The sequence below is a fragment of the Streptomyces sp. YS-3 genome (genome assembly GCF_045257485.1).
Taxonomy (GTDB): domain Bacteria; phylum Actinomycetota; class Actinomycetes; order Streptomycetales; family Streptomycetaceae; genus Streptomyces.
Map to the genome: position 1 here is coordinate 1 of NZ_JBJHPC010000233.1, position 10557 is coordinate 10557.

Annotated in this window: 9 protein-coding genes; 5 read left to right on the plus strand and 4 right to left on the minus strand. The window is 74.1% G+C overall.

Annotated features, from left to right (window positions below; translation table 11 throughout):
* Positions 1-125: 125 nt before the first annotated feature.
* Positions 126-1070 (plus strand): LysR family transcriptional regulator, encoded by a 945-nt coding sequence (locus tag ACJA3G_RS19640; protein ID WP_406554322.1) that lies wholly within the window; start codon positions 126-128, stop codon positions 1068-1070.
* Here ACJA3G_RS19640 and ACJA3G_RS19645 read toward each other — a convergent pair.
* The 3 genes from ACJA3G_RS19645 to ACJA3G_RS19655 all read right to left on the minus strand — a co-directional run bounded on the left by ACJA3G_RS19645 (position 1064) and on the right by ACJA3G_RS19655 (position 4211).
* Positions 1064-1768, minus strand: coding sequence for a gamma-glutamyl-gamma-aminobutyrate hydrolase family protein (locus ACJA3G_RS19645; RefSeq protein ID WP_406554330.1), 705 nt, complete (start codon positions 1766-1768; stop codon positions 1064-1066). The genes ACJA3G_RS19640 and ACJA3G_RS19645 overlap by 7 nt on opposite strands.
* 32 nt (positions 1769-1800) lie before the next feature.
* Positions 1801-3255, minus strand: coding sequence for an ethanolamine permease (eat, locus tag ACJA3G_RS19650; RefSeq protein WP_406554323.1), 1455 nt, complete (start codon positions 3253-3255; stop codon positions 1801-1803).
* A 230-nt stretch (positions 3256-3485) separates the two neighbouring features.
* Complete coding sequence (locus ACJA3G_RS19655) at positions 3486-4211, minus strand: FadR/GntR family transcriptional regulator (RefSeq protein WP_406554324.1); 726 nt, start codon at positions 4209-4211, stop codon at positions 3486-3488.
* Between the two features lie 77 nt (positions 4212-4288).
* Between ACJA3G_RS19655 and ACJA3G_RS19660 the strand changes: the two genes are divergently transcribed.
* From ACJA3G_RS19660 to ACJA3G_RS19675, 4 genes are all read left to right on the plus strand, one after another.
* Entirely contained in the window at positions 4289-5653 is a 1365-nt protein-coding gene (locus ACJA3G_RS19660; protein ID WP_406554325.1) for a glutamine synthetase family protein, read from the plus strand.
* Positions 5654-5661: 8 nt separating this feature from the next.
* Complete coding sequence (locus ACJA3G_RS19665) at positions 5662-7041, plus strand: aldehyde dehydrogenase family protein (RefSeq protein WP_406554326.1); 1380 nt, start codon at positions 5662-5664, stop codon at positions 7039-7041.
* 4 nt (positions 7042-7045) lie between these two features.
* Positions 7046-7828 carry a 3-oxoacyl-ACP reductase gene (locus tag ACJA3G_RS19670; RefSeq protein ID WP_406554327.1) on the plus strand — a complete coding sequence of 261 codons (783 nt, stop codon included), beginning with the start codon at positions 7046-7048 and terminating at the stop codon, positions 7826-7828.
* Positions 7829-8081: 253 nt separating this feature from the next.
* On the plus strand, positions 8082-9017 hold the full coding sequence (locus tag ACJA3G_RS19675) for a DUF2510 domain-containing protein (protein WP_406554328.1): 936 nt from the start codon (positions 8082-8084) through the stop codon (positions 9015-9017).
* A 19-nt stretch (positions 9018-9036) separates the two neighbouring features.
* Here ACJA3G_RS19675 and ACJA3G_RS19680 read toward each other — a convergent pair whose 3' ends face one another.
* On the minus strand, positions 9037-10239 hold the full coding sequence (locus ACJA3G_RS19680) for an amino acid deaminase/aldolase (protein WP_406554329.1): 1203 nt from the start codon (positions 10237-10239) through the stop codon (positions 9037-9039).
* Between the last annotated feature and the right edge of the window lie 318 nt (positions 10240-10557).

A 10557-nucleotide genomic window follows, 5' to 3' on the forward strand; every position in this document is an offset into this window, starting at 1 on the left:
GGGGGGTGTGGCGCGCGGTGAGCGCCGGGGGTCGGGGCTGGGCGAGGGTGACCATGTGTCCACCTTCGCGGCGGTACGCGGGAGCCACCAGACCCGCTCTCCCTATGGGGACATAAGCTGGGTTTATGAGTATGAGCAGTGCGGAGGACACCGGCCCGCTCTCCCGGCGGGTGCCCGACCTGGGCGCGATGGAGCTGCTGATCGCGGTCGCCCGGCACGGCAGCCTCGGGCGCGCCGCGCGCGACCTGGGGATCACCCAGCCCGCCGCGAGCAGCCGCATCCGCTCGATGGAGCGCCACCTCGGCGTCGCCCTCGTCGACCGCTCGCCGCGCGGCTCCCGGCTGACCGCCGAGGGCGCGCTGGTGACGGACTGGGCCCGGCGGGTGGTGGAGGCGGCCGAGGCGTTCGACGCGGGCGCCCAGGCGCTGCGCGGGCGGCGCGACTCGCGGCTGCGGGTCGCCGCCAGCATGACCATCGCCGAGTACCTGCTGCCCGGCTGGCTGATCGCGCTGCGCGGCGGACGCCCCGGCACGGCCGTCTCGCTGCTCGCCGGGAACTCGGCGTTCGTGGCCGAGCGGCTGCTGTCGGACGAGGCGGACCTCGGGTTCGTGGAGGGCCTGGCCGTGCCGGCCGGGCTCGACGGGGCCGTGATCGGCCACGACCGGCTGGTGGTGGTCACCGCCCCCGCCCACCCGTGGGCCCGGCGCCGCGCCCCGCTGGGAGCCGCCGAACTGGCCGCGACCCCGCTCATCCTGCGCGAGGAGGGCTCGGGCACCCGGCAGGTCCTGGACGCGGCCCTCGCGGACCTGGGCGGGGTGGCCCGGCCGCTGCTGGAGCTCGCCTCCACCACGGCCGTGAAGGCGGCGGTGGTGAGCGGGGCGGGGCCCTCGGTCCTGAGCGAACTCGCCCTGGGGGAGGAGCTGGCGGCCCGCCGCCTCGTCCGGATCCCGCTGGAGGGGCTGCGGCTCCGCCGCGATCTGCGCGCGGTGTGGCGCACCGCCCACCGCCCCACCGGCCCGGCCCGCGACCTGCTGTCACTGACGCGGTCGGGGCCGGGTCCCGCTCAGTAGGCCATCGCCGCGGTACGGGCCCGCGCCGCCGCCACCAGCGCCTCCATCACCTTGGTGTCCTCGCCCAGCTCCGGGTGCCACTGGACGCCCAGCACCCAGGCCTCGCCCGGGAGTTCGACCGCCTCGACGGTGCCGTCCTCCGCGCGCGCCGACACCACCAGCGTCCCCGCGAGCCGGTCCACGGCCTGGTGGTGGTAGGTCGGCACGGACGCCTCGTGCGGCTCGACGGCCGCGTAACGCGTGCCCGGCTCCGGGCGTACGGTGTGGCGGCCCACGACGCCGCGGCCACCGGTGTGCCCGTCCAGGTGCTGCACCAGGGTGCCGCCCAGCACCACGTTCAGGAGCTGCATGCCCCGGCAGATGCCGAGCAGCGGGGTCCCGGACGCCAGCGCGGCCTCGATCAGGGCGCTCTCCCAGGCGTCCCGTTCCGGTGCGGGCGGCCCGGTCCGGGCGTCGCGGGCGGCCCCGTACCGTACCGGCTCCACGTCCGGGCCCCCCGCCACGACCACGCCGTCCAGCCGGGCCACCACCTCGGCCGCCGACGCCGGGTCGTCCGGCGGCAGCATCGCCGTGAGCCCGCCCGCGGCCCGGACCAGGCGCGGATAGGCGGCGGGCAGCAGGGCGGCCGGCCAGTGCCACACCCCCCAGCGCACCGACTCCTCCAGATACGTGCTGACACCGATCAGTGGCCGTCCCACCGCGTCCTCGCTCTCCTGCCGCCGCTCGACACTCACTCGCGCTCCAGCTCCGCCTCCGCCGCCGCCAGCGCCGCGAACTCCTCCTCGGGGGCCCGTGCCACCAGGTGCCGGCGGCTGTAGAGGCCGAAGTACCCGATGGCGACCGCGTACACCCCGAGCGCGATCAGCGCCGCCACCACGTCCACCAGGAACGTGGCCACCAGCGCCGCGCACGCGAGGACCAGCGCGACCGAGGAGGTCAGTGCTCCTCCCGGCGTACGGTACGGCCGCTCCAGGTCCGGTTCGCGGCGGCGCAGCACGATGTGGGACAGCGACATCAGCGCGTACGAGACGGTGGCCCCGAAGACCGCGGCGTTCAGCATCCGCGCCCCGTCCCCGGTCGCCGCCGCCAGCGAGAAGGCGATCGCGCCCGGCACCAGCAGCCCGAGGTAGGGCGCCCGGCGGCGGCTGGTCAGGGACAGGAAGCGGGGCAGATAGCCCGCCCGGGACAGGGCGAACAGCTGGCGCGAGCCCGCGTAGATCAGCGAGAAGAACGACGCCACCAGGCCCGCGAGGCCCGCGTAGTTGACAATCCGGCTGAGCGCCGTGGCCTTCCCGTCCGGCTGGAGTGCCTCCACCAGCGGGTTGCCCGCGTCCTGGATCGCGGCCGAGCCGCGCGCGCCCGCCGAGGCGAGGAAGGTGAGCAGGGCCAGGACGACCAGGATGGCCATGGACCAGCGGATCGCCTTGGGGAGCGTACGGGCCGGGTCGCGGGTCTCCTCGGCGGCCAGCGGTACGCCCTCCACACCGAGGAAGAACCACATGCCGAACGGGAACGCCGCCCAGATGCCCATCACGCCCATCGGCAGCCAGGAGTTCGCGCCGACCGCGTCGTGGTGGACGGCGATGTCGTCGAGCCGGGAGGCGTCGAAGTCGAGGAGGGCGCCGACCGCGAAGACGAGCAGGGCCGCCACCGCGACGCCTGTCACCACGAAGCTGAACCGCAGCGCCTCGCCCACGCCCCACAGATGGATGCCGATGAAGACGACGAAGCAGGCGAGGTAGACCGGCCACCCGGAGGTGAGTCCGAACAGGCCCAGGGACTCGACGTAGTCGCCGATGAAGAGGGAGATGGCGGCCGGTGCCAGGACGTATTCGATGAGGATGGCCGTGCCGGTCAGGAAGCCGCCCCAGGGGCCGAGCGCACGGCGCGCGAAGCCGTAGCCGCCGCCCGCCGTGGGCAGCACGGAGGAGAGTTCGGCGAGCGAGAAGACCATGCAGACGTACATCAGGCCCATCAGGGCCATGGCGATCGCGAGGCCGCCGAAGCCGCCCTCGGCGAGGCCGAAGTTCCAGCCGGAGTAGTCACCGGAGACGACGTAGGCGACGCCGAGACCGGTCAGCAGCAGCCAGCCGGCGCTGCCGCGGCGCAGCGTACGGCGCTCCAGGTAGTCGTCCGCCGGTTCGGCGGGGCGGGGCGTGGCGGATTCCGTGGACTCCATGGTCATGACGCGGCTCCCGACGGGGGACGGGGTCAATGGACTGGGGGCATACCTTTGCGGGGAACCCGGCCGGAAAGCAAGCCCCGTGCGTTACGTCGGAGTAAACGGGTGCGCGTCCGAGTGGCCGTGTGGAGGGGCGCCGCGGTCCGGACGCCCTACCGGGGCGCGGGGTGGTGACACCATGCGGCTCCGCCGCGCGGGCGCGAGCAGCCCACCACGGCCCGCGGGCGAAGGCGTCACGTGAGGAACCCCCGCAACAGCGCCGCGGTGCCCGCGCAGTGCTCCCGCATCATCTCCCGCGCCCCGTCCGCGTCCCCGTCGAGCACCGCCTCGACCAGCGCGGTGTGCTGGCGCTGGGAGTGCTCCAGGTTCCGTACGAGCAGCGGGATGCAGTCCAGCAGGTCGTTCACGGTCGCGCGGACCGCCGCGTACCGGGCCGTCAGACTCGGTGAGCCGCAGAGCTCGGCGAGGGTCAGATGCAGCAGCGTGTCCAGCCGCCGGTAGTCGGTGAGCGGCGCGTCATGCGTGCGGGCCAGCGCCTCGCGCAGCCGCTCCGCCTGCTCGTCGGTGAGGCCGTGCGTCGCGCACAGCCCGGCCGCGCCCACCTCCAGGACCTCGCGGAAGCGCAGCGCGTCCTCCACGTCGACCCCGGCCACCCGGCGCCGCAGCTCGTCCTCGCCGGGCGTCGCGGCCCTGGGCAGCACGAACGTTCCGCCGTAGCGCCCGCGCCGCGCCTCCACCAGGCCCTGGTCGGTCAGCACCTTCAGGACCTCGCGCAGGGTCACCCGGCTGATGCCGAGACGCTCGGCCAGCTCCCGCTCCGACGGCAGCCGCTCCCCGCCGGGCACCAGGCCCAGGCGGACGACCTGGAGGATCTGCTCCAGCGCCTCCTCGAAGCCGTTGCCGGCCCGTACCGGCCGCAGCACCGCGGCGAGCCGGTCCCCGAAATCCGGTCGCGACATCTGGCCGCACCCCCTTCCCAAGCAATGGTTCTCGGCAATACCTTATGGCTCCCGGCTGACCGAAGGAGGCTTTTCCCGTGGCAGACCGCACACCCCCGCTCGGTATCGAGGCGCTGCGCGCCCTCGTCGAGAGCGGCGAGATCGACACTGTGGTCCTGGCCTTCCCCGATATGCAAGGGCGGCTCCAGGGCAAGCGGTTCGCCGCACGGTTCTTCCTCGACGAGGTGGCCGCCCACGGCACCGAGGGCTGCAACTACCTCCTCGCCGTGGACACCGAGATGAACACCGTCGACGGCTACGCGATGTCGTCCTGGGAGCGGGGGTACGGCGACTTCGCCATGCACCCCGACCTCGCGACCCTGCGCCGGGTCCCCTGGAACGAGGGGACCGCGCTGCTCATCGCGGACCTCGCCTGGAACGACGGCTCGCCCGTCGTCGCCGCCCCGCGCCAGATCCTGCGCCGCCAGCTCGACCGGCTCGCAGCGCTCGGTCTCACCGCCCAGGTCGGCACCGAGCTGGAGTTCATCGTCTTCCGCGACAGCTACGAGCAGGCGTGGGACGCCGACTACCGGGGCCTGACCCCGGCCAACCAGTACAACATCGACTACTCGGTGCTCGGCACCGGCCGGATCGAGCCGCTGCTGCGCCGCATCCGCAACGAGATGGCGGCGGCGGGCCTGACGGTCGAGTCCGCCAAGGGCGAGTGCAACCCCGGCCAGCACGAGATCGTCTTCCGCTACGACGAGGCCCTGGTCACCTGCGACCAGCACGCCGTCTACAAGACCGGCGCCAAGGAGATCGCCTCCCAGGAGGGCGTCTCGCTCACCTTCATGGCGAAGTACAACGAGCGCGAGGGCAACTCCTGCCACATCCACCTCTCGCTCACCGACGAGGACGGCCGCAACGTCATGCGCGGCGACGGCCCCGGCGGCATGTCACCGCTGATGCGCCACTTCCTGGCGGGCCAGCTGGCCGCACTGCGGGACTTCGCCTTGCTCTACGCGCCGAACATCAACTCCTACAAGCGCTTCCAGCCCGGCTCCTTCGCTCCCACCGCCGTCGCCTGGGGCCACGACAACCGCACCTGCGCGCTGCGCGTGGTCGGCCACGGCCCCTCCCTGCGGTTCGAGAACCGGCTGCCCGGCGGCGACGTCAACCCCCACCTCGCGGTCGCGGGACTGGTCGCGGCGGGCCTGTACGGCGTCGAGCACGAGCTGGAGCTCCCCGACGCCTGCACCGGCAACGCCTACACCGGCGACTACGAACACGTCCCGACCACCCTGCGCGAGGCCGCCGAGCTGTGGGAGAACAGCCCCATCGCCAAGGCCGCCTTCGGGGACGAGGTGGTCGCGCACTACCGCAACATGGCGCGCGTCGAGCTGGACGCCTTCGACGCCGCGGTGACCGACTGGGAGCTCCGCCGCTCCTTCGAACGCCTGTGAGGCCCGCAGTGTCCGACGCGTACGAGCCGTACCAGCACCAGGTACTCAACCCGGCGACCGAGGAGGTCATCGCGACCGTCCCCGCCGCCACCGCGAGGGACGTGGACGCGGCGGTCGCGCGGGCCGCGCGGGCGCAGGAGAAGTGGGCGGCGCTCGCCCCCGCCGACCGCGCCCGGCTGCTGCGCCGCTTCGCCACCGCCGTCGACGAGCACCTGGAAGAGCTCGCCCAGCTGGAGGTGCGCGAGGCCGGGCACACCGTCGGCAACGCCCGCTGGGAGGCGGGCAACGTCCGCGATCTGCTCGACTACGCGGCCGGGGGAGTGGAGCGCCTGACCGGGCGTCAGATCCCGGTGGCGGGCGGCATCGACCTCACCCTGCTCGAACCGCTGGGCGTCGTCGGCGTCATCGCGCCCTGGAACTTCCCGATGCCGATCGCCGCCTGGGGCACCGCCCCCGCGCTCGCGGCCGGCAACGCGGTGATCCTCAAGCCCGCCGAGACCACCCCGCTCACCGCCCTGCGGCTGGCCGAGCTCGCCCTCGCGGCGGGGCTGCCCGACCACCTCTTCCAGGTGCTGCCGGGCGCGGGCACCGTCACCGGGGACGCGCTCGTCGAGCACCCCGGCGTGGCCAAGATCGTGTTCACCGGCTCCACCCGGGTCGGCAAGCAGATCATGGCCAAGTGCGCCCAGCGCGTGAAGCGGGTCACGCTCGAACTCGGCGGCAAGAGCGCCAACATCGTCTTCGCGGACGCCGACGTCGAGGCCGCCGCCACCGCCGCCCCCATGTCCTTCCTCGACAACAGCGGCCAGGACTGCTGCGCCCGCACCCGCATCCTGGTCCAACGGCCCGTCTACGACCGCTTCCTGGAGCTCCTCGCCCCCGGCGTCGAGTCCGTCGTGGTCGGCGACCCGGCCGACGAGAAGACCCAGATGGGCCCGCTGATCTCACGGACCCAGCTGGAGCGGGTACGCGCCTACGTCCCCGCCGACCTGCCCGGCATCCGGGGGACCGCCCCCGAGGGGCCCGGCTTCTGGTTCGCGCCCACCGTCCTCACCGGCACCGCGCCGGACGCCCCCGTGGCGGTCGAGGAGGTCTTCGGACCGGTCGCCGTCGTCCTGCCCTTCGACGACGAGGCCGACGCCGTACGGCTGGCCAACGCGACCGAGTACGGACTGTCCGGCTCGATCTGGACCCGTGACGTGGGGCGCGCGCTGCGGGTGTCCGGCGCCGTCGCGGCCGGCAACCTCTCCGTCAACTCGCACTCCAGCGTGCGCTACTGGACCCCCTTCGGCGGCTACAAGCAGTCCGGCCTGGGCCGCGAACTCGGCCCGGACGCGCTGGCCGCCTTCACCGAAACCAAGAACGTCTTCATCAGCACGGAGGCCTGAGCACATGACCGACGACACCATCTGCCGCCGCCTGGTCGGCCGTACCGCCGTCATCACCGGAGCCGGCAGCGGCATCGGGCTGGCGACCGCGCGCCGGCTCGCCTCCGAGGGCGCCCACGTGGTCTGCGGCGACATCGACGAGGCGGCGGCGAAGAAGACCGCCGACGAGGTCGGCGGACTCGCCGTGCGCGTCGACGTCACCGACGCCGAGCAGGTGGACGCGCTCTTCAAGGCCGCGTACGACACCTACGGCAGCGTCGACATCGCCTTCAACAACGCCGGTATCTCGCCCCCCGACGACGACTCCATCCTGGAGACCGGTCTGGAGGCCTGGAAGCGCGTCCAGGAGGTCAACCTCACCTCGGTGTACCTGTGCTGCAAGGCGGCCATCCCGTACATGCGCGAGCAGCGCCGGGGCTCGATCATCAACACGGCGTCCTTCGTGGCCCGGATGGGCGCCGCGACCTCGCAGATCTCCTACACCGCCTCCAAGGGCGGCGTCCTGGCGATGTCCCGCGAGCTGGGCGTGCAGTTCGCCCGCGAGGGCATCCGCGTCAACGCGCTCTGCCCCGGGCCGGTCAACACCCCGCTCCTCCAGGAGCTGTTCGCCAAGGACCCCGAGCGGGCCGCCCGGCGGCTTGTCCACATCCCGCTGGGCCGGTTCGCCGAGGCCGACGAGATCGCGGCGGCGGTGGCGTTCCTGGCGAGCGACGACTCCTCGTTCGTCAACGCGACCGACTTCCTGGTCGACGGGGGTATCTCGGGCGCGTACGTGACACCGCTGTAGGCGGCGGGTGCGGCGGCGCGGGCGTCCGGACGGGAGGCGGTGTACGGCGGCCGAAGCGCCGTTCTAGGGCGTGTTTCGAAAGTAGCGTCGTCCGCCCGAAGGGCGGGCCCGGCGGCGTCTGGTGCGTGCGATCGCAAGGCGGAGGGTCGCCCCGATACTGGTTGTATCGGGGCGATCCCGACAACGCGGCGAGCGTGCGTGCCAGACGCCGCCGGGCAGACGGGACTTTCGAAACACGCCCTAGGGTGGCCCGATGAGCATGACGACGCCGCCCGGCTGGTACCCGGATCCGGGCACCCCCCTGCTGGAGCGCTGGTGGGACGGCACCGCCTGGACCGGGCACACCCGCGCGCCCGGCCGGCCGGCGGCGGTGCCCCCGGCGCCCACCGTCCCCCTGGGGGCCGTGGCACCTCACGACCGGCCGCGCGGCCGGGGCCCGGCGGCCGTCGTGGCCGTGGCCGCCGCGGTCCTCGTCACCGCGCTGGTGGCCGGGGTGATCCTCCTCAACGGCGACGACGGGGGACCGGCGGCAGCGGCGGCGCCGAGCGGGGGCGCCGCGACGACGGCCTCCACCCGGACGCCGAGCCCCGCGCCGCCGCCCTCGCCCAGCGACGACCCGAACGTCCTGGTCGACCAGCTCAACGGCATCACCCTGCCGGTCCTGCCGGGCTGGGAGAAGGTCGACTCCGGGATCGGCGGTCTGCCCACCATGCGGACCAGGGACACCTTCGACTGCCCGGGCGACCCGGGCGCGTTCTGCCACCACGCCACCGTCGACAGCCGCACCCCCACCCGCACCGACCTCCACACCGCCGACGCCCTCGCCAGGCACGACATCGCGGACGCGGCCGAGGCCGCCTTCGGCAAGGACGGTCTCGACCGGGAGCGCTACGGCGGGATCGTCTCGCACCGCGAGGCGCGGGCCGCCTCCGTGGTCGTCGCGGGACGCACCGGATATCTGGTGCGGTGGAGCGTCAGGACGGGGGCCGGACCCGGCGGATACGTCGAGTCGCTGGCCTTCCCGTCGAGCGTCGGCAGCGAATCGATGATCATCATCCGGTTCGCCTTCGACGCGGGCAGGGGCGCCCCGCCGCTCGCCGTGCTCGACCGGATCACGGCCGGCATCAAGGTCCTGGGCGGCCGGGAGGGCGGCGGGGTGGGCAGCAGCGTGGCGCCACCCGCGCCCTGAGCCACCGCCGAAGGGGGCCTCAGAGGAACGTGCGCCCCTCGCCCCGGTACGTGGGGACGGTCGCCGTGACCCGGTCGCCCTCCACCAGCACCAACTCGTCGAACCGCTCGCACAGTTCACCCGCCTTGGCGTGCCGGAACCACACCTTGTCCCCGATCAGCAGATCGTCGGCGGCCGAGCCGAGCAGCGGGGTCTGCACCTCCCCGGCGCCCTCCTGCGGGTCGTAGCGCAGCCCCTCGGGCAGGTACGGGACGGGCAGCCGGTCCACGCCCGCCGCCCCCGAGGCGGGGTAGCCGCCGCCGAGCACGGTGACCACGCCCACGCCCGGCCGGCGCACCACGGGCTGGGCGAACAGCGCGGCCGGACGCCCCGTGAACGAGGTGTAGTTGTCGAAGAGCCGGGGCACGTACAGCCCCGACCCGGCCGCTATCTCGGTGACGGCGTCCTCGGCGGCGGTGTGCTGCACACTGCCCGTCCCGCCGCCGTTGACGAACTCCAGGTCCGGCGCCACGGCCCGCACCGCCCGCACCACCTCGGCCCGGCGCACCGCCAGCTCCCGGCGCGCGGCCGTCTGCATCAGCCGGATCGCGCGCGAGCGCACCGGCCGCCCCGCGACGGCGTCCCCGACCCCGGCGACATGGCCCTCGTACGCCATCAGCCCGACCAGCCGGAAGCCGGGGCGGCGGGCGACGGCACGGGCGAGCTCGGCCAGTTGCGCGGGCCCGCGCAGCGGGGAGCGGCGGGCGCCGACGCGCACGCGCCCGCCGAACAGCTGGAGCGAGGTGTCCAGTTCCAGACAGATCCGTACGGGCACCTCGGCCCCGTCCCGCGCCCGGTCGATGAGGTCGAGCTGGGCCGGATCGTCGACCATCACGGTGATGGCCGCGGCGAGCTTGGGATCGGCGGCCAGCTCCGCGAACCGGGCCCGGTCGGCCGAGGGATACGCGAGCAGGACGTCCTCGAACCCGGCCCGGGCCAGCCAGATCGACTCCGCCAGCGTGAACGACATGATCCCGGCGAACCCGTCCCGGGCCAGTACCCGTTCGAGCAGTGCCCGGCACCGTACGGACTTGCTGGCGACCCGGATCGGTTTGCCCTGCGCGCGCCGGACCAGATCGTCGGCGTTGGCGTCGAACGCCTCCAGGTCCACGAGCGCGAGGGGGGCGTCGAGATGGGCGGTGGCCCGGTCGTACCGGGCCCGGTCAGCGGCGCGGGGAGTCATGGGCAGAGCCTGCCAGACCGGCCTACCCGGGGGTAGGGGGACGAGTCGGTGCAGATCCCCCGAGCGCGGACCGCATCCCTGCTCTTTCGGTCCAGCCCGTAAAGTAGCGCCCACGCGGCGACGAACGGCCCTGCCGGCCAAGCCGATCCGCAGCGCAGGCACGACGGGTACGAGGGGGGCCATTGACCACGGACGCACAACGCCCCCCGGCCGCGGCGCGCCGCCCCGCGGAAGGGGACCCGGGCCGAGAGGCCCCGGCGGCCGGTCCGCACGAACCGGCGACGTCCGCCCAGCCCCACCGCCGGGCCGCGCCCGCGT

Excerpts from the sequence above, each read along its gene's own strand:
- ACJA3G_RS19680 (WP_406554329.1), bottom strand. The coding sequence starts at position 10,239 with ATGACTCCCCGCGCCGCTGACCGGGCCCGGTACGACCGGGCCACCGCC.
- ACJA3G_RS19655 (WP_406554324.1), bottom strand. The coding sequence starts at position 4,211 with ATGTCGCGACCGGATTTCGGGGACCGGCTCGCCGCGGTGCTGCGGCCG.
- ACJA3G_RS19675 (WP_406554328.1), top strand. The coding sequence starts at position 8,082 with ATGAGCATGACGACGCCGCCCGGCTGGTACCCGGATCCGGGCACCCCC.
- eat (WP_406554323.1), bottom strand. The coding sequence starts at position 3,255 with ATGACCATGGAGTCCACGGAATCCGCCACGCCCCGCCCCGCCGAACCG.
- ACJA3G_RS19670 (WP_406554327.1), top strand. The coding sequence starts at position 7,046 with ATGACCGACGACACCATCTGCCGCCGCCTGGTCGGCCGTACCGCCGTC.
- ACJA3G_RS19640 (WP_406554322.1), top strand. The coding sequence starts at position 126 with ATGAGTATGAGCAGTGCGGAGGACACCGGCCCGCTCTCCCGGCGGGTG.